Genomic DNA, 17,931 nt, shown 5'->3' with positions numbered 1-17,931 from the left:
CGTTCGCCGCCAGAGCCGCGGTACCACCGGTCCACTCGCGTACCCGGGCGAAAGCGGACCGCCGTGGGGCAGCCCAGCGGGACAAGCCCGCAAACGCGGAACGGCCCTCCCACCGAAGTGGAAGGGCCGTCCAGAACCGACAACCGTCAGCCGTCAGACCAGCTCAACCGTCAGACCCGCTCAACCGTCAGCGTGTCTCCGGCCTCCAGCTGCGGGATGTCCACCCGCACAGTGTCGCCATCGCGGATGTCCCCCGCCAGCAGCTTCTTCGCCAGCTGGTCCCCGATCGCCGACTGCACCAGCCGACGCAGCGGCCGGGCCCCGTAGATCGGATCGAAGCCGTTCAGGGCCAGCCACTCGCGGGCACCGTCAGTGACCTCCAGGTGCAGCCGCCGTTGGGCCAGCCGTGCGGCGAGCCGGGCGACCTGGATGTCCACAATGGACGTCAGCTGCTCGGTGCCGAGGGCGTGGAACACCACGATGTCGTCCAGCCGGTTGAGGAACTCCGGCTTGAACTGCCGCTGCACGGACTCCAGCACCGCGTCGCGACGCTGGTTCTCGTCCAGGGACGGGTCGGCGATGGCCTGGGAGCCGAGGTTCGACGTCAGGATGAGGATGGTGTTGCGGAAGTCCACCGTCCTGCCCTGGCCGTCGGTCAGCCGGCCGTCGTCGAGGACCTGCAGGAGCACGTCGAACACGTCGGGGTGCGCCTTCTCGACCTCGTCGAGCAGAACCACCGTGTACGGGCGGCGCCGCACGGCCTCCGTGAGCTGGCCGCCCTGGTCGTAGCCGACGTAGCCCGGAGGGGCGCCGACGAGGCGAGCCACCGAGTGCTTCTCGGAGTACTCGCTCATGTCGATGCGCTGCATCGCGCGCTCGTCGTCGAACAGGAACTCGGCCAGGCCCTTCGCCAGCTCCGTCTTGCCGACGCCGGTCGGGCCGAGGAACAGGAACGAACCCGTCGGACGGTCGGGGTCGGCCACCCCGGCCCGCGCCCGCCGCACGGCGTCGGACACGACCTGCACGGCCTGCTCCTGCCCGATCACGCGGCGGCCCAGCTCCTCCTCCATGCGGAGCAGCTTGCCCGTCTCGCCTTCGAGCAGCCGGCCGGCGGGGATGCCGGTCCACGCCGAAACGACATCAGCGACATCGTCCGCGCCGACCTCTTCCTTCAGCATCACGTTCTGCTGGCTGACCTCCGACGCGGCCGTGGCCGCCTCGAACTCCTTCTCCAGCGCCGGGATCCGGCCGTAGCGCAGCTCGGCGGCCTTGCCGAGGTCGCCGTCGCGCTCGGCGCGCTCCGACTCGCCGCGCAGCTGCTCCAGCTGCTCCTTGAGCTCGCGGACGCGCTCGATCGAACCCTTCTCGTTCTGCCAGCGAGCGGTCAACGCGGTCAACGTCTCCCGCTTCTCGGCCAGCTCGGCCCGCAACGCGGACAACCGCTCGAGAGAGGCGGCATCGTCCTCCTTGGACAGTGCCATCTCCTCGATTTCCATGCGCCGCACCGCGCGCTCCACCTCGTCGATCTCGACGGGGCGCGAGTCGATCTCCATGCGCAGCTTCGACGCGGCCTCGTCGACGAGGTCGATCGCCTTGTCCGGCAGGAACCGGGCGGTGATGTAGCGGTCGGACAGCGTGGAGGCGGCCACCAGCGCGGCGTCCGTGATGCGGACACCGTGGTGCACCTCGTAGCGCTCCTTGAGCCCACGCAGGATCGCGATCGTGTCCTCCGGCGACGGCTCGCCCACCAGCACCTGCTGGAAGCGCCGCTCCAGAGCCGCGTCCTTCTCGATGTGCTGGCGGTACTCGTCGAGCGTGGTCGCGCCGACCATCCGCAGCTCACCGCGCGCGAGCATCGGCTTGATCATGTTGCCCGCGTCCATCGCGCCCTCGCCGGTGGCACCGGCGCCGACGATCGTGTGCAGCTCGTCGATGAAGGTGATGACCTCGCCCGCCGAGTCCGTGATCTCCTTGAGCACGGCCTTCAGCCGCTCCTCGAACTCACCGCGGTACTTCGCGCCGGCCACCATGGACCCGAGGTCCAGGGCCACCACGCGCTTGCCCCGCAGCGATTCGGGCACGTCACCGGCGACGATGCGCTGGGCCAGGCCCTCGACGATCGCCGTCTTGCCGACGCCCGGCTCACCGATCAGCACCGGGTTGTTCTTGGTGCGCCGCGAAAGCACCTGCACGACGCGGCGGATCTCCGTGTCGCGCCCGATGACCGGGTCGAGCTCACCGGCGCGGGCGCGCTCGGTCAGGTCGACGCCGTACTTCTCCAGCGCCTTGAACGTGCTCTCCGGGTCGGCGCTCGTGATCCGCGCCGAACCCCGCACCTTCGCGAACGCCTCCTGCAATGCCTCGGGCGTCGCGCCGTGGCGCTTGAGCAGCTCCGCGACCTGGCCACCCTCGGTGGCGAGGCCGACGAGCAGGTGCTCGGTCGACACGTACTCGTCACCGAGCTCGGTGGCGAGCTTCTGCGCGTGCGTCAGCGACTTCACGGCGTTCGTGTCGAACTGCGGGGTCGACACGGTGGCGCCCGTCGCGGACGGCAACGCGTGGATGATCGGGTCGAGCTCCTTGTGCACCACCTCCGGGTCGGCCCCGACCGCCGTCAGCAGTGGTGCGGTAAGTCCCTCACCCTGCGCCAGCAGGGCGCCCAGCAGGTGGGCGGCCGAAACGTGCGGGTTGCCGGCCATCGTGGCCGCCTGTGCCGCCGACGAGATCGCCTGCTGGGTCTTCGTGGTCGGGTTGAAAGCGTCCATCCCTCACCTCATGCGCTCTGTGAAAGTCCAGGTGACAGCCCTGACCAAGGACCATCGACTTGTACAACGTCAGAAAACTTGAGTCTGTTCCGCTCAACTCTGAACCGGCGTCACCGCGTCCGCCGGAAGCCTCGGTCCCAGCCTGCCCAGGCCCGCCACGGCGAAGCAAGCGCAACTACCGACCAGCACCCAAGGTAACCACGCCGACACGGAGAACAACGCCACCACCGCCGGCGCCAGCACCTGCGCGACAGTGAACGCGTACTGGAACGCTGCCAGGTACCGGCCCTTCGCTTCCGGCGGGGCCGCGGCCTCGGCGAGCGCGCCCGAACGCGGCCCGAAGACCAGGTCGCCCGCGGCGTAGACGAGCGTCGCGGCCAGCAGGTAAACGACCTGCCAGCCGCGCGGCACGACCAGCACGCCGAGGCTGACCGCACACCACGCGGCGAAGAGCGCCGAGCCGCCGCGCATCGCCGCGATTCGGTTGAGCCGGCGCGTGAGCCGCAACGCGACCGTGCCGCCGACGCTGGTGACCACCGTGAGCAGGAACAGGATCGCGCCCGGCAGCCAGCGCGGGCCGTGGAGCAGGTCGAGCACGAACACCGGCGTGCCGATGAGAAAGAAGTCCAGCGACAGCCCGAACATTCCGCTGAACAGGATCAACGCCAGGTACGGCCGGTTGCGCAGCACGCCGCTGCGCGCCTTCGGGTACGACGTGCTTCGCCGCTGCGGCCGCACAACCCCCGCGATGAGTACGGCCGCCACGACGAACGTCACGACGTCCACCGCCAGCGCCACGCTGTACCCACCGTCGCCGATCCACATCAGGATCCCGGACGACGTCAGCCCGCCAAGCCCGAAACCGCCCGCCCGCACCATGCCGACCTCCGCGAACGGCCGGTCCTTCGGCACGTCGCCGGCGACGTCGGCGATCAGCGCGTAAAGCGAGCTGTAGAACAGCTGTTGTCCGGCCGCCAGCAGGACCGCCGCCACCACGACCGCGGTGACGCCGTCGGCGATCAGGTACGCCGCCGCCCCCGCTGCCTGCAGCAGCTGCGCGCCGACGATCACCGCACGCGGCCCCGTCCGGTCCACCAGCCGGCCCGCGAGTGGCGGCACGACCAGCCCCGCCACTGTCCCGAGCGTCACGGCCGTGCCCGCCAGCGCGAGCGGGACGCCGACCACGCGCGTCACGTAGACCAGCGCCAGCGGCAGGAACAGGCCGGAGCCGAAGTTGTCGATCCCCAGCGCGCACAACAACGCGACCCGGCTCCGCGTCACGTCCTGGACGCTACCGCCGGGGCAGGACCCGAGGTCAGGGCCGGAAGGAGACTTCACGAGCCGCCGAATGCCACTGGCGGTAGAGCGGGCTCGCCCGGCCACGTCCGTCCGGTTGACCGGGAGGGGTCCCGGGCGGTGGATCTACGTTGCGGGGCATGGGAACTCTTCGCGAGACGATCGCCGGAACGTTCGTCGCGGCCGCTGTTCTCGCCGTCGTGGCGCCCGCCGCTTCCGCCGCCCCGGCCGGCTTCCGATGGAACACCTTCACTGGCACGGGCTACGGGACATACGCACCCGCCGCCGTGCAGAGCGCCGAGCTGGACGCGCGCAACCAGGCGGGACTCAACGGCTACAACGACTGCTCGGTGTCCGGCCAGAACGTGGAGCAGACACTGCCGGATCAGTCCCCGAGCTACACCGCGACCGTGACGCTGAACTGCTCGCAGACCACGCCGGACGCCTGAGCCGCTCGTGGAAACGAGAAACTGCTGAGCCCCGGCGTAGGGGGCCGGGGCTCAGCAGTTTCCGTGATCAGCCGAGGTTCAGCGTGCCGCTGTGGCGCGCGAACTCCGGCTCGGCTTCCAGCACCACGTCGTGGTGGGCCGGCGCGCCGGTGCTGACGGTGACGGGCTCGGCGTGCGGCGCGTGGCCGTACGCAGTCACGGTGAGCGTGTACGAGCCCGCGGGGACGCCGTCGAGGGCATAGCCGCCGTCGCCGCCCGTGAGGTGGGAAGCGCTGACGGTGCCGGCGCTGTCAGTGAGCGTCAAGGCCGCGCCGGCGACCGCGGCGTGGCGCCCGGCCGTGCGGACGCGACCGGTCACGCCGCCCGTGCCGCCGAGGAGCAGGTCGTGCCACGCCGGTGTACCGGTGAGGCGCACCGTGGACACGGCCGGTGGGAGCGAGCCCACCGTCGCGAGCAGCACATGCTCGCCCGTCGAGCCCGCCACCAGGGCGAACTCGCCGTTGCGGGCGCTGCGGCCGACGTCGACCTGACGGCCCGACGCGTCCGTGAGCGTGAGCACGACACCCGAGACGGGGCGGCCGTCGGAGTCGAGGACGCGGCCACGCAGGGCCGTCGTGACCTCGGCCGTGAGCGCGGGCGCCACGGTGGGAGTGGTGTCGGCGTCGAGAGTCCGGCGCAAGGGGACCTCCTTCATGAAAACCACCGCCAGCAGCGTCACCACGGCGATGAAGCCGGCGAACAGAAACACCGTGCCGGTCGCGTCGCCGAACGCCGCGCGGACGATCGGCTGCAGCGCGGCGGGCAGGCCGTCGATGTCGAACGTGCCGCCACCGCCGTGCACCGCGTCACCGGCCGGGAGGCCGAGGCGGGTCAGCGACGACGTGATGTTCGAGGCCACCTTCGTCGAGAGCACCGCGCCCAGCGCCGAAACACCGGCGGCGCCGCCGAGCGAGCGGAAGAACGTGACCACGGAAGACGAGGAACCCATGTCCTTCATGGCCACGGTGTTCTGCACGACCAGCACCAGGTTCTGCATCAGGAACCCGAGCCCGATGCCGACCAGGCCGAGGTAAACGCCCATCAGCGTCAGGTCCGTCGCGTGGTCGACCGTGCTGAGCAGGAAGAGCCCGGCCAGCAGCGAGATCCCGCCGGCGACCATGAACGGCTTCGTGCGGCCCGTGCGCGAGATGACCTGTCCGGCGCTCGTCGACGCCAGCGCCAGGCCGAGCACCAGCGGCAGTGTCATCAGGCCCGCGTGCGTCGGCGAGAAGCCGCGCGAGATCTGGTAGTACTGCCCGAGGAAGACCGAACCGCCGAACATCGCGGTCCCGACGGCCAGCGAACCGAGCACCGCCAGTGTGAAGGTGCGGTTGCGGAACAGGCGCAACGGCACCACCGGCTCGGCGACGCGCGATTCAACGAGCACCGCCAGCGCCAGCGCGATCACCGCGCCGCCGACGTACGCCACGCTCGTCCACGAGGCCCACGCGAAGGTGGCGCCGGCCAGCGAAACCCAGATCAGCAGCAGGGCGACGCCACCGACGAGCAGGGTCGCGCCCAGCCAGTCGATGCGGACCTTGCGCTTGAGCACCGGCAGGTGCAGCGTGCGGCCGAGCACCACGAACGCGATCACCGCGATCGGCACACAGACCCAGAAGCACCAGCGCCAGCCCAGCGGCGAGTCCACGATCAGGCCGCCGATCAGCGGCCCGGAAACGGTGGCGACGGCGAACACCGCGCCCGTGTAGCCGGAGTAGCGGCCGCGGTCGCGCGGGGCGATCATCGCGGCGATCACGACCTGGATCAGCGCCTGCAGGCCACCGAGGCCCACACCCTGCAGCGCGCGGAACGCGATGAGCTCCGGCATCGACTGAGAGATGCCGCCCAGCGCCGAGCCGATCGTGAAGATCACGATGGCGACCTGGTACAGCAGCTTCTTGCTGAACAGGTCGGAGAGCTTGCCCCAGATCGGGGTGGTCGCGGTCGAGGTCAGCAGCGTCGCGGTGACCACCCACGTGTACTGGCTCTGCGAGCCGTGCAGATCGGCAAGGATGGTCGGCAGCGCGTTGGACACGATCGTCGACGACAGCATCGCCACGAGCAGGGCGAGCAGCAGGCCCGAGAAGGCCTTCATGATCTGCCGGTGGCTCATCTGCTCGCCGGCGAGGACGGTACTCACTTGCGTTTGGTCACTTCCCGACTTCCGCTTGGTCCACGGCGCACTCAGGGGGCCCGAGCACGGTGCGGAGACCGTTGTTCAAATCCGCGAGCCGGGTCGTCAGGTCGGCGATCCGCTCTTCGTCCCAACCACCGAGGGCCTTCTCGAAGAAGGCGATGTAGCGATCCCGCCACTTCTCGACCTCGGCGAGCCCCTTCTCGGAGATGCTGATCAGCGACGCGCGCCCGTCCTCCGGGGCGGGGCGGCGGTCGACCAGGCCGGCGGCCTGCAGCTGCGAGATCTGGCGGCTGACCACCGAGAGGTCCACGAGCTTGCGCTTGGCCAGCTCGGAGGGCCGGGCTTCACCGTGCTTCGCGAGGTCCGACAGCAACATCCCGGCGGCCGGGTGGAGGCCGGGTTCGGCTTCCCAGGCCTGCATGATCCACAGGTGCTGCAGCTGCGAAGCGGACCGGAGCTCGCGCATCAGTTCGACCCTGACGTCGTCGGCAGAGCTCATGGACTTTCCTCCCGGGCCGGACACTGTTCGAGCGCCCACTTGGTTGTGCCATACAAGTTTATGTCCTGATGGTTGCGTAGGGCAACTATCTAACCGGTGATATACCCCACGCGGCGTTCAGTAATCGGTAACCCGACCGGAGCAACGTTGCTGGCAAAGGGCCGCAGGGCGGCTACTCTGCGGACGAGCCGCAGTCAGGGGACGCGACGACAGCGTCTGCGAAGACTATTGAGGGGAACGAGGTGGGACAGTGGTGAATTCCCTCGGCACCGACCACAGAGGTCGGCCTGAGCCGGAGTGCCGCCACGGGTCCACCACCCGCCCGTGATCGCTCCACCCGCGTCCCCGAACCGCCCCCGACCTGCGAACGACACTCGATGACAGCCGATTCGATCAGCCCGATCCCCCGCTCGGCGGCGCCCCGCGAGACGCCTGCCGCCGTCGCCGCGATGGTGCGGCTGATCCGTGACACCTGGGCGATGTCCGAGCCCTTCATCCCGGAGATCTCGCAGTTCTTCTACGGGATGCTGTTCACGCTCGCCCCGGTCACGCGCGACTTCTTCCCCATCAACATGGAAGTGCAGCGCGGGCGGCTCGTGCGCGCGCTGGTGCACATCGTGCAGATGGTGGACCGGCCCGACGACCTCGTGCCGTTCCTGCGGCAGCTCGGGCGCGACCACCGCAAGTTCGGCGTGATCCCGCGGCACTACGAGGCCGTGGGCACGGCGCTGCTGGCCGCGTTGAAGAACCACCTGGGGCCTGAATGGACTGTCGCCGTGGAGCGGGCGTGGGCGGAGGCGTTCACCATCGTCGCGCGCGCCATGCAGGAAGCGGCGGCCGCGGACGTGAACCCGGCGTCGTGGCACGCGACGGTCGTCGAGCACCGGCGGCTGACGTGGGACCTGGCGCTGGTGCGGCTGCTGCCGGAGCAGCCCGTGCCGTACCTGCCGGGGCAGTACATGAGCGTGGAGGTACCGCAACGGCCGCGGCTGTGGCGCTACCTCTCGCCGGCCAACGCGCCGCGCGAAGACGGCGGCATCGAGTTCCACGTGCGTGCCGTCGACGGCGGCTGGGTCTCGCGCGCGATCGTGAGCCACACGCAGCCCGGCGACGTCTGGCGGCTCGGTCCGCCGCTGGGACGCATGGCCGTGGACCGTGAACGGTCCCGTGGCGTCGTGATGGTCGCGGGCGGAACCGGTGTCGCGCCGCTGCGCTCGATCCTCGACCACCTGGCGATGTGGGGCGACAACCCCAAGACGCGCCTGTTCTACGGCGGGCCGGCGCGAGAGGACCTCTACGACCTCGAGGAGCTGCGCGCGCTGTCGTCCACGAACCCGTGGCTGACCGTGACCCCGGTCGTCGAACGCGGCGACCACCTGCCCGGTTGCGAGCAGGGGACCTTGGCGGAAGCGGTTACGCGCTACGGCGCCTGGCCCGACCACGACATTCTCGTGTCAGGTTCTCCTTCGATGATCCGCGCGACGGTTTCCCGCATGCTGGTCGCCGGCAGCGTGCTGGGCCAGATCCAGTACGACCCGTTCACCATCGATTGATCCGCGCTGGGCGGTTATCGGCCCACGAAAAGCGTTCCCTGCCAAGGGAAACCGCGGAAGATCATTTTCACTGAGCGCCAGATCAGGTTTACCAGCCGTGTCGATAATTGCTCCGTTCGAGCGGGAACGGCGTTAACTACACCCGTTTTTCTCCAGTGGCGCCTACAGTCGGGATTCCTCGGGGGCGGCACGCGTACGCAAAGCCGCGTGAAGACTGAAACTGCTTGGCATGACTGGAGAAAACCGTTCCCGATGAGTGCTGAATCCGTGAAGATCGACCTTGCTCCCGCGGCGTTGCGCAGACCGCTGCCCGGTTCCGAGACCGCGCGGGTGATCCGCGAGAGTTTCGCACTGGTGGAGCCGAAAGCCGAGGAGCTGGCGCAGTACTTCTACGGGGCGCTGTTCGTGATCGCGCCGGATGCCCGCGATCTGTTCCCGGTGACGATGGCCACACAACGGAGCAGATTGTTGCGGGCGCTCGTGTACGTGGTGCAGATGGTGGACCGGCCCGACGAACTCACCACGTTCCTCGGCCAACTGGGCCGCGACCACCGGAAGTTCGACGTGGTGACGCGCCACTACGACGCCGTCGGAACCGCGTTGATCAGCGCGATGAAACGATTTCTCGGCAAAGCATGGACGCCCGAGGTGGAAACGGCGTGGACGTCGGCGTACCAGTTGATCTCCGAGACGATGCGCAAAGCCGCGGCGGAGGAGACAGGGCCCGCGTCGTGGAGCGGGACGGTGCTGGAGCACCGGAAACTCTCGGCCGACGTCGCGTTGGTGCGGGTGCGCACGGAGCAGCTGCTGCCGTATCGCTCCGGCGGCTACGTGAGCGTCGAGGTGCCGCAGCGGCCGCGGCTGTGGCGGTACCTGTCCATGGCGACGGCACCGCGCGACGACGGCTTGCTCACCTTCCACGTGCGCGCGGTGGTGGGCGGCTGGGTCTCACGGGCGATCGTGAACCACACGCACGCCGGCGACGTCTGGCGGCTGGGGCCTTCGCTGGGCGCGCTGTCCGTCGTGCCGACCGCCGACCAGCGGCCGCTGCTCATGATCGCGGGTGGCACCGGTGTCGCGCCGCTGATGGCGATCCTCGACGACTTGTCCCGCTGGAAGCGCAACCCGCCCGTGCACCTGTTCTTCGGCGGCCGCAAGCCGGGTGACCTGTACGCGCTCGACGAGCTGCGCCGCCTGGCCATCACCTCGCCGTGGCTCACGGTCACCCCGGTGACCGAGGAAGGCGCGGTCCCCGGCGGCGACCGGGGCACTCTGGCCACCGCGGTGACGCAGCGTGGCGCCTGGAAGGACCACGAGGTCCTCGTGGCGGGCTCGCCGGACATGATCCGCGGCACGATCGCGAAGCTGCTCGCCGCGGGCGTGGACCTCGAGCGGATCCGGTATGACCCGTTCACTTTGGACTAGTGTGCGGGTCCATGGAGATCACGATCCCCACCCCGGCCGGTGACATCGACGGTTACCTGGCAACGCCGACCGGCCCCGGCCCCTTTCCGGCCGTCGTGATCGTCCACGACGCCATCGGCCTGTCCAACGACGCGCGCGAGATCACCGACCGGTTCGCCTCCGAGGGATACCTGGCGCTCAGCCCCAACCTGTACTCGCGCGGCGGCAGGTTCCGCTGCGTGCGGCAGGTGTTCAAGGACATGTTCGCGCGCAGCGGCCGCGCTTTCGACGACATCGAGGCTTCGCGGGTCCTGCTCTCCGCCCGTGAGGATTGCAGCGGCAAGATCGGCATCGCGGGCTACTGCATGGGCGGCGGCTTCGCGCTCGTGGCGGCTTCGCGATCGTTCGACGTGTCGGCCCCCTACTACGGCCAGCTCCCGCGCGACTTGTCCGTCCTGGACGATGCCTGCCCGGTGGTCGCCAGCTTCGGCCGCCGCGACCCGTCTTTGCGCGGCGCCGCCACGAAGCTCTCGGCGGCCCTGACGGAATGCAACGTGCCACACGACGTGAAGGAGTACCCGGACGCGGGGCACAGCTTCGCGAACAAGATGGGCCCGGCGCCGGTGCAGGCGTTTGCGAAGGTGGTGGGGTTCGGGTACCACGAGCCTTCGGATCGGGATGCCTGGCAGCGGGTGATGACGTTCTTCGGGGAGTATCTGAAGACGCCTTCGAAAGGCTGACGCTGCTTCGCTACTTCACCGCGAGCGCCAACGGTCCACTCGAATCCACACCCCGGCGAGGGGACCACTCGCGCCGCAGACCGCGCGCGACGGGACCGCTCGCGCTGCAGACAGCGCGCGAAAGGACCACCCACGCCAGAACGCGAAACAGCCCCTCCGCCACCGACCCGGCGGCAAAGGGGCTGTCCCACAAGAACCTCAGCGGCGCTTGGGCTTCCACACCACCAGAGACGTCTGCTGCCGCATCGGCACCAGGTCCTTTCGGTACGAAGCGTGCACCGCCGCAGCGGCTTGTTCGGCGGCGGCGTACGCGGACGCCAGTTCCTCGGTCAGCTCGTGTACCCGCGCCCGCAGGGCGTCGACCTGGTTTTCCAGCTCGATGATCCGCTTGACGCCCGCCAGGTTGACGCCGTCCTCCTGCGAGAGGCGCTGGACCTCGCGCAGCAGGGCGATGTCGCGCATGGAGTAGCGGCGGCCACCGCCGGAGGTGCGGCCCGGGGAGACCAGGCCCTGGCGGTCGTAGGAGCGCAGGGTTTGCGCGTGGAGGCCCGAGAGCTGGGCTGCCACGGAGATCACGAACACGGGGGTGTCCTCGTCCGCGCCGTGCGGGAGCCCCGGGATTCCGCCGAACATGACCCTCACCTGCCTTCGAGCATCTCGGTCACCTCAGGCCGCGGGTCGTGGCCCTTCATCGCCTCCGCGTAGGCCTCGAGGGCCTCGCGCGCCTTGTCGTCCAGTTTCGCGGGGACCGACGCCTGCAGGGTCACGAGCAGATCACCCTGTGAACCGTCCCGCTTCTGAATGCCCTTTCCGCGCACGCGCAACACTCGGCCACTCGCGGTCCCCGCGGGCACCTTCAGCGACACCTTGCCCTCGAGCGTCGGCACCGTGATCGTGGTGCCCAGCGCGAGCTCGGTGAAGTCGACCGGCACGGTCAACGTCAAATCCAGGTCCTTGCGCCCGAACAGCTTGTGCGGCGCCACGTGCACGCGCACGTACAGGTCACCGGCCTGCGCGCCACCGCGGCCGGGCTCGCCCTGGCCCGCCAGCCGGATCCGCTGGTCGTCGTCGACGCCCGGCGGGATGCGCACGGTCAGCGTGCGGGTGCGGGTGCTGATGCCCTCGCCGCCGCATTCGGGGCACGGGTCGTCGATGATCTGGCCGCGGCCGCGGCAGTCGCGGCACGGCTCGGAGAACGCGAACGCACCCTGGCTGCGGCTGACGAGACCCGAACCGCCACACGTCGGGCACTGGCGCGGCGACGTGCCCGGCTTCGCGCCGTTGCCGCCGCACGTCGAACACGTCGCGGGGCTCGACAGCCGCAGCGGCAGGGTCGCGCCCTTGACCGCCTCGGTGAAGTCGATCCGCACATCGGTCTCGACGTCGGCACCGCGCTGCGGCCGGTTGGCCGTGGCGGCCCCGCCGGCCCGGCCCTGTCGGCCGAAGATGCCGCCAAGGATGTCGCCGAGCCCGCCGAAACCGCCCTGCTGGGCAGCGCCGGCCTGGCCGAAGATGTCGCCCATGTCGAAGCCGCCCGCGCCGCCGGCACCGCCCGGGAACCCGCCGCCGAAGCCGCCGGAGCCGAAGAGGCGCTGGGCCTCGTCGTACTCCTTGCGCTTGGCCGCGTCGGACAGCACGCCGTAGGCCTCGGACACGGCCTTGAACTTGTTCTCGGCCGCGGTGTTGCCCGCGTTGGCGTCCGGGTGGTTCTCCTTGGCCAGCTTGCGATAGGCCTTCTTGATCTCGTCCGCAGTGGCGTCGGAGGAGACACCCAGCTCTTTGTAGAAGTCCTTGCCCATCCACTCCCGAGCACTCATCGGGTGCCTCCTCCTTTCGCTACGAAACGGTTGTTACTGCTGGTTCGGCTCATCGATCGACCCGTCCAGCGGCAGCTCGCCGCCGACGGGCGGGTCGACCGGTGCCGCGGCCGGCTCGTGGTCGGTGACCCCGACCAGCGCCGCCCGCAGGACCCGGTCGCCGAAGCGGTAACCGCGGCGCATGACCACGGTGACCGTCGGACCCGCCACGTCCGGCGAGGTGTTGTGCTGCACGGCCTCGTGCACGCTCGGGTCGAAGGCTTCGCCCTCGGCGCCGAACGACTCGAGACCGGCTCGCTGCAAGCCGCTCACCAGCTTGTCGCCGACCGCCTTGAACGCACCGGTGAGATCACCGTGCTGCTCGGCCCGCTCGAGGTCGTCGAGCAGGGGGAGCAGGTCGCCGACCACCGACGCCTTCGCCTGCAGCACCACGCCCTCGCGGTCGCGGTCCACACGTTTGCGGTAGTTGGCGTACTCCGCCTGCAGTCGCTGCAGGTCGGCTGTGCGCTCGGCCAGCTGCTTCTCGACGTCGGACGCGACCGTGACCGCGTCGTCCACCGAGTCGCCGAGCGAGGGGCCCGCGTGCTGCGCGGGCGCCTCGTCGACCCTGACTTCTTCCGGGGCAGGAGGACGGACCTCACCGGTCTGCGGGTCGACCCGCCGCCGGTCACGCACGACCACCGGTTCCTCGGGGCCCCGGCCCTCGGCTTCGGAGTGTCGTGGGGTCACTTCTTCTCGTCCTCTTCCACGATCTCGGCGTCGACCACGTCATCGGCCTTGTCCTGCGCCGCGTTCGCGGCGTTCGGGTCGCTCGTCGCGCCGCCCTCTGCGCCCTGGTTGGCATACAGCGCGGTGCCCAGCTCCTGCGAAGCCGTGTTCAGCTTCTCGATGGACTCGCGGATCTTGGCCGAGTCGGTGCCCTTCAGCGCCTCGTTGGCCTCGTCGATGGCGGTCTTGACCTTGCCCTTGAGGTCCTCGGGGAGCTTGTCCTCGTTGTCCTTGACGAACTTCTCGGTCTGGTAGACGAGAGTCTCCGCCTGGTTGCGGGTCTCCGCTTCCTCGCGGCGCTTCTTGTCTTCCTCGGCGTGGGCCTCGGCGTCCTTGACCATGCGGTCGATGTCGTCCTTCGGCAGCGCGGAGCCACCGGTGATCGTCATCGACTGCTCCTTGTTCGTGCCCAAGTCCTTCGCGGTCACGTGCACGATGCCGTTGGCGTCGATGTCGAAGGTGACCTCGATCTGCGGCACGCCACGCGGGGCCGGCGGAAGACCGGTCAGCTCGAACATGCCGAGCTTCTTGTTGTGCGCCGCGATTTCGCGCTCACCCTGGAACACCTGGATCTGCACCGACGGCTGGTTGTCGTCCGCCGTGGAGAAGATCTCCGAACGCTTGGTCGGGATCGTGGTGTTGCGCTCGATGAGCTTGGTGAACACACCACCCTTGGTCTCGATGCCCAGCGAAAGCGGGGTCACGTCCAGCAGCAGGACGTCCTTGACCTCACCCTTCAGCACACCGGCCTGCAGCGCGGCACCCACGGCCACGACCTCGTCCGGGTTCACGCCCTTGTTCGGCTCGCGCCCGCCGGTCAGCTCCTTGACCAGGTCCGACACGGCCGGCATGCGGGTGGAACCACCCACGAGCACGACGTGGTCGATGTCGCCGACGGCGATGCCCGCGTCGCGGATCACGTTGTTGAACGGGTTGCGGGTGCGCTCGAGCAGGTCCGCGGTGATCTTCTGGAACTCGGCGCGCGACAGCTGCTCGTCGAGGAACAGCGGGTTCTTGTCGGCGTCGACCGTGATGTAGGGCAGGTTGATGCCGGCGGAGTTGGAGCTCGACAGCTCGATCTTCGCCTTCTCGGCCGCCTCGCGGATGCGCTGCAGGGCCATCTTGTCCTTGGTCAGGTCGATGCCGTTGGAGGCCTTGAACTTGTCGACCAGCCACTTGACGATGCGCTCGTCCCAGTCGTCACCACCGAGGTGGTTGTCACCGGAAGTCGCGCGCACCTCGACGACACCCTCGCCGATCTCCAGCAGCGACACGTCGAACGTACCGCCACCGAGGTCGAAGACCAGGATGGTCTGTTCCTTCTCGCCCTTGTCCAGGCCGTACGCCAGCGCGGCGGCGGTCGGCTCGTTGACGATGCGGAGCACGTTCAGGCCGGCGATCTGCCCGGCCTCCTTGGTGGCCTGCCGCTGGGCGTCCTCGAAGTACGCCGGGACGGTGATGACCGCGTCGGTGATCTCCTCGCCCAGGTACGACTCGGCGTCGCGCTTCAGCTTCATCAGCACGCGCGCGCTGATCTCCTGCGGCGTGTAGTTCTTGCCGTCGATCTCGGTGTTCCAGTCGGTACCGATGTGCCGCTTGACGGACCGGATGGTGCGGTCGACGTTCGTGACGGCCTGGTTCTTCGCCGACTGACCGGTGAGCACTTCACCGTTCTTGGCGAACGCGACGATGGACGGGGTGGTTCGGGAGCCTTCCGAGTTGGCGATGACCGTCGGCTCGCCGCCCTCAAGGACGGCTACGACCGAGTTGGTCGTGCCGAGGTCGATGCCGACCGCTCGCGCCATGGTGCTTCCTCCTGTGTTGGCAGCTCTACTGCTATGTTCTTGACCTGCACGTTTCGGGTCCGCCTTGAGCGGACCCCTGGCAAGTTCTATCGGTCCCTCGTGAGCTTCGTCAAGCCAGACTTGAGTCAGCTGCACTCAACCTTCGTATCAGGCTAACGAAGGGGTAGTGGCTCTTGTTCCCGGGCCTACCGGCAGATCGTGCCGCGAGGGGGTGTGAGGCCGCTCACCAGGTACTTCGTCTCGGCCGCTCGCGCGCACGCGGAGTTCAGCAGGCCGGTGTGGCCGTCGTCGAGACGCGTCAGCAGGACGGCGCCCTCGAGGTCCGCCGCGAGCCCCCGCGCCCACGCCAGCGGCGTCGCCGGGTCGTGGGCGCCGCCGACGACGAGGATCGGCGGAACGCCGTGCACCCGATCGGGGTGCGGCGGGTTCCGCGCCGGCAGCGGCCAGCCCGCGCACCCGCTCGCGAAGTCCCACCACTCCGAATAGCGCCAGCTGTGCGGGGCGACCGTCTTGACGACGGCGGCCGTCGCGCGCAAGTCCGCGACGCCCGTGAACGGCGACGGGAAGTCCTGGCAGCCGATCGCGCGGTACATGCCGTAGCTCGGGGAGAAGAACTGGGCGGCCGAGGTCAGCTGGGCCGCGTCGGTGCTCGCGGCGGCCAGCGCCCGGCCGAGATCGGGCCACTGGTCTCTGATGTAGAGGTAGCCGTAGACGCCCGAGGCCAGCTCCTCACCGGTGGCGACGCGGCCGAGCCCGCTCGACCAGGCGCCGTGGGCGACCAGGTTGTCGTAGTCGGCCAGCACGTCCTGACCATGCAAAGCGCACCCGTCGTCGGCAGAGCACCACGACGCGAACCGCACGAGCGAGTCCTCCGTCGCCGCGGCCTCCTCCACGATCGACTGCCGTGGCGGCCGGCCGTGGTCGATGGCTCCGTCCAAAACCATCGCGCGCACGCGGTCCGGGTGCGCCTCGGCATACGCGGCGCCGAGCTCGGTGCCGTAGGAGACGCCGAGCCACGAAATCCGCTGCTCGCCCAGCGCGACGCGGATCGCGTCCACGTCCTCGGCCGCGCTGCGCGTGTCGACGTGCCCGAGCAGCGGCCCCGTCTTCGCCAGACAGGTCTCGCCCACGGCCCGGTTGTGCTCGACCAACGCGGCGAATTTCGTTGCAGTAGAAGGAAAACGGCTCACGCTCGGGTCGGCCAGCTGCGCCGGATCGCACGTGATCGCCGGCTTGCTGAACCACACCCCGCGCGGGTCGAAGCCCACGATGTCGAACCGCTGCCGCAGCACCGGATCGGTGATCGCGCCGAACTGCGTGTACCCGACGCCGGAGCCCCCTGGCCCGCCCGGGTTGATCAGCAGCGACCCGATCCGCTGCGCCGGATGGGTCGCCGGCAGCCGCACCAACGCGAGCCGGGTGGTCCCCGAGCCGGGGTCGGCGCGGTCGATCGGCACGTCGACGAACCCGCATTCAGCGGTCGGTTCCTGCGAGGTCGGGCACGGCGTCCACGTGGTCGACGCCGAAGCCGGCACCGCGAGCAGCGGCAGGAAGAGCAGGGCAGCGGCAGCGACCAGCCTCATGCCGGACGGACCGGGACCGCCGGACGGAGAGCGCGGTGGGACCCCTCGTCCCGCACGATCACCGTCTCCGCCAGCCGCACGTCGCCGGTCGGCGCCGTCACCTGGACCACGGCGACGGGCGTGGGCGCCGGCGTCGTGGCCTCGGGCTTGGCGGCCAGGCCGAGGCTCGCCGTCACGACGAACGCCCCCACCGCCCCGGCCAGCACGGCCGCCAGCACCCGGTTCTCGATCTTGCGCATGTGAATGTTCCCCCGAAAGTGTCGTGGTTCAGGCGGCCTTGACGGTGACGCTGCCGCTGGAGGTGTTGAGGTCGAGCGTCTTCGTCGGGCCGGCGATGTTGGTCGTGGGGATCTGCACGGTCCGGGCCCCGCTGTCGGTGTCACCGATCACCCGGTACGCCCCGTCCGGCACCCGCACGTCGACGCTGCCGGAGTCGGCGTGCACCTTCACATCGTTGGGCGTGGCCAGGGCCAGCTCGACGCTGCCGCTGTCGGCGGAGACGTCGGCGGGGCCGCGCACCCCTTCGGCCCGCACGTGGCCGGAGTCGCTGTGCAGCTGCACCGGCCCGACGTTCAGCAGGTCGATCGACCCGCTGTCGAGCCGCAGGTTCACCAGCCCCGCGACGTTGGCCACGTGCGCGTGACCGGAGTCAGCGGTGACGTCGACGCTCTCGACGCCCGTGAGATCTACCTCACCCGAATCGGACTGACCCGTCACGGGCACCCCGGCCGGCACGACGACGTCGAAGTCGGCGGTGCAGTTGCGGCCGCAGTCGCCGAGCACGAGCTGGTCGCCCTCCACCCGGAAGGCGTCGCCCGGCTCGCCGCGGAAGTTGTAGTGCAGCTTCTGGTGCACCGAGATCGCGCCGGAGCCGGTGCGAATCCGGATGTCGCCGGAGTTCGCGTCGAGCTTCACGCCGCGGATCTGCTGCGAGACCGTCGCGCTGCGCTCCACCGTGTTGCCCAGGCCCCAGCCGAGCGCGATGGCCACCCCCACGCCGATCAGAACTACGCCACCCAGTGCCAGAAGCGGGCGTGCCATGGTGTCCATCCCCTCAGTACCGCTCATCCGTCTTC

Annotated in this window: 15 protein-coding genes; 4 read left to right on the top strand and 11 right to left on the bottom strand. The window is 69.7% G+C overall.

Translation table 11 applies throughout. The features are described 5' to 3' along the window. Positions 1-170: 170 nt before the first annotated feature. Both clpB and QRX50_RS09165 read right to left on the bottom strand, forming a co-directional pair. Complete coding sequence (gene clpB / locus QRX50_RS09170) at positions 171-2,765, bottom strand: ATP-dependent chaperone ClpB (RefSeq protein WP_285971525.1); 2,595 nt, start codon at positions 2,763-2,765, stop codon at positions 171-173. Between the two features lie 93 nt (positions 2,766-2,858). Continuing rightward, a complete protein-coding gene (locus QRX50_RS09165) occupies positions 2,859-4,046 on the bottom strand; it encodes an MFS transporter (RefSeq protein WP_285971524.1) in 1,188 nt (395 codons plus the stop codon). Between the two features lie 155 nt (positions 4,047-4,201). On the opposite strand from QRX50_RS09165, the gene QRX50_RS09160 reads away from it, so the two are divergent. After that, positions 4,202-4,510, top strand: coding sequence for a hypothetical protein (locus QRX50_RS09160; protein ID WP_285971523.1), 309 nt, complete (start codon positions 4,202-4,204; stop codon positions 4,508-4,510). A 67-nt stretch (positions 4,511-4,577) separates the two neighbouring features. Here the strand turns inward: QRX50_RS09160 and QRX50_RS09155 are convergent, their stop codons facing one another. Beyond that, complete coding sequence (locus QRX50_RS09155) at positions 4,578-6,662, bottom strand: MFS transporter (protein WP_285974403.1); 2,085 nt, start codon at positions 6,660-6,662, stop codon at positions 4,578-4,580. A gap of 37 nt (positions 6,663-6,699) precedes the next feature. After that, complete coding sequence (locus QRX50_RS09150; protein WP_285971522.1) at positions 6,700-7,185, bottom strand: MarR family winged helix-turn-helix transcriptional regulator; 486 nt, start codon at positions 7,183-7,185, stop codon at positions 6,700-6,702. Positions 7,186-7,562: 377 nt separating this feature from the next. Between QRX50_RS09150 and QRX50_RS09145 the strand changes: the two genes are divergently transcribed. The 3 genes from QRX50_RS09145 (at position 7,563) to QRX50_RS09135 (ending at position 10,882) form a co-directional block, all read left to right on the top strand. Continuing rightward, entirely contained in the window at positions 7,563-8,738 is a 1,176-nt protein-coding gene (locus tag QRX50_RS09145; RefSeq protein WP_285971521.1) for a globin domain-containing protein, read from the top strand. Between the two features lie 252 nt (positions 8,739-8,990). Next, entirely contained in the window at positions 8,991-10,163 is a 1,173-nt protein-coding gene (locus tag QRX50_RS09140) for a globin domain-containing protein (RefSeq protein WP_285971520.1), read from the top strand. Positions 10,164-10,174: 11 nt separating this feature from the next. Next, complete coding sequence (locus QRX50_RS09135) at positions 10,175-10,882, top strand: dienelactone hydrolase family protein (RefSeq protein WP_285971519.1); 708 nt, start codon at positions 10,175-10,177, stop codon at positions 10,880-10,882. Between the two features lie 198 nt (positions 10,883-11,080). Here the strand turns inward: QRX50_RS09135 and QRX50_RS09130 are convergent, their stop codons facing one another. The 7 genes from QRX50_RS09130 to QRX50_RS09100 all read right to left on the bottom strand — a co-directional run bounded on the left by QRX50_RS09130 (position 11,081) and on the right by QRX50_RS09100 (position 17,896). Then, on the bottom strand, positions 11,081-11,515 hold the full coding sequence (locus QRX50_RS09130; protein ID WP_220245238.1) for a heat shock protein transcriptional repressor HspR: 435 nt from the start codon (positions 11,513-11,515) through the stop codon (positions 11,081-11,083). A gap of 5 nt (positions 11,516-11,520) precedes the next feature. After that, positions 11,521-12,699, bottom strand: coding sequence for a molecular chaperone DnaJ (gene dnaJ, locus QRX50_RS09125; protein ID WP_285971518.1), 1,179 nt, complete (start codon positions 12,697-12,699; stop codon positions 11,521-11,523). Positions 12,700-12,732: 33 nt separating this feature from the next. Next, entirely contained in the window at positions 12,733-13,428 is a 696-nt protein-coding gene (gene grpE, locus QRX50_RS09120; RefSeq protein WP_285971517.1) for a nucleotide exchange factor GrpE, read from the bottom strand. Beyond that, on the bottom strand, positions 13,425-15,272 hold the full coding sequence (gene dnaK, locus QRX50_RS09115) for a molecular chaperone DnaK (RefSeq protein WP_285971516.1): 1,848 nt from the start codon (positions 15,270-15,272) through the stop codon (positions 13,425-13,427). The genes grpE and dnaK overlap by 4 nt, the downstream gene beginning before the upstream one ends. 185 nt (positions 15,273-15,457) lie before the next feature. Then, a complete protein-coding gene (locus tag QRX50_RS09110) occupies positions 15,458-16,855 on the bottom strand; it encodes an alpha/beta hydrolase (protein WP_285971515.1) in 1,398 nt (465 codons plus the stop codon). Next, positions 16,852-17,094 carry a hypothetical protein gene (locus QRX50_RS09105; protein WP_285971514.1) on the bottom strand — a complete coding sequence of 81 codons (243 nt, stop codon included), beginning with the start codon at positions 17,092-17,094 and terminating at the stop codon, positions 16,852-16,854. The genes QRX50_RS09110 and QRX50_RS09105 overlap by 4 nt, the downstream gene beginning before the upstream one ends. Positions 17,095-17,122: 28 nt before the next feature. Beyond that, on the bottom strand, positions 17,123-17,896 hold the full coding sequence (locus QRX50_RS09100; protein WP_285971513.1) for a DUF4097 family beta strand repeat-containing protein: 774 nt from the start codon (positions 17,894-17,896) through the stop codon (positions 17,123-17,125). Between the last annotated feature and the right edge of the window lie 35 nt (positions 17,897-17,931).

The sequence above is a fragment of the Amycolatopsis sp. 2-15 genome, from assembly GCF_030285625.1.
GTDB classification, from domain to species: Bacteria; Actinomycetota; Actinomycetes; order Mycobacteriales; family Pseudonocardiaceae; genus Amycolatopsis; species Amycolatopsis carbonis.
This window is presented reverse-complemented; position numbering and strand designations above follow the sequence as displayed.

What these genes read in the sequence shown, in the direction of transcription:
- clpB (WP_285971525.1), bottom strand. Translation starts at nt 2,765, where the DNA reads ATGGACGCTTTCAACCCGACCACGAAGACCCAGCAGGCGATCTCGTCG.
- dnaJ (WP_285971518.1), bottom strand. Translation starts at nt 12,699, where the DNA reads ATGAGTGCTCGGGAGTGGATGGGCAAGGACTTCTACAAAGAGCTGGGT.
- dnaK (WP_285971516.1), bottom strand. Translation starts at nt 15,272, where the DNA reads ATGGCGCGAGCGGTCGGCATCGACCTCGGCACGACCAACTCGGTCGTA.
- QRX50_RS09130 (WP_220245238.1), bottom strand. Translation starts at nt 11,515, where the DNA reads ATGTTCGGCGGAATCCCGGGGCTCCCGCACGGCGCGGACGAGGACACC.
- QRX50_RS09140 (WP_285971520.1), top strand. Translation starts at nt 8,991, where the DNA reads ATGAGTGCTGAATCCGTGAAGATCGACCTTGCTCCCGCGGCGTTGCGC.
- QRX50_RS09110 (WP_285971515.1), bottom strand. Translation starts at nt 16,855, where the DNA reads ATGAGGCTGGTCGCTGCCGCTGCCCTGCTCTTCCTGCCGCTGCTCGCG.
- QRX50_RS09160 (WP_285971523.1), top strand. Translation starts at nt 4,202, where the DNA reads ATGGGAACTCTTCGCGAGACGATCGCCGGAACGTTCGTCGCGGCCGCT.
- QRX50_RS09105 (WP_285971514.1), bottom strand. Translation starts at nt 17,094, where the DNA reads ATGCGCAAGATCGAGAACCGGGTGCTGGCGGCCGTGCTGGCCGGGGCG.
- QRX50_RS09100 (WP_285971513.1), bottom strand. Translation starts at nt 17,896, where the DNA reads ATGGCACGCCCGCTTCTGGCACTGGGTGGCGTAGTTCTGATCGGCGTG.
- QRX50_RS09145 (WP_285971521.1), top strand. Translation starts at nt 7,563, where the DNA reads ATGACAGCCGATTCGATCAGCCCGATCCCCCGCTCGGCGGCGCCCCGC.
- QRX50_RS09135 (WP_285971519.1), top strand. Translation starts at nt 10,175, where the DNA reads ATGGAGATCACGATCCCCACCCCGGCCGGTGACATCGACGGTTACCTG.
- QRX50_RS09155 (WP_285974403.1), bottom strand. Translation starts at nt 6,662, where the DNA reads ATGAGCCACCGGCAGATCATGAAGGCCTTCTCGGGCCTGCTGCTCGCC.
- QRX50_RS09150 (WP_285971522.1), bottom strand. Translation starts at nt 7,185, where the DNA reads ATGAGCTCTGCCGACGACGTCAGGGTCGAACTGATGCGCGAGCTCCGG.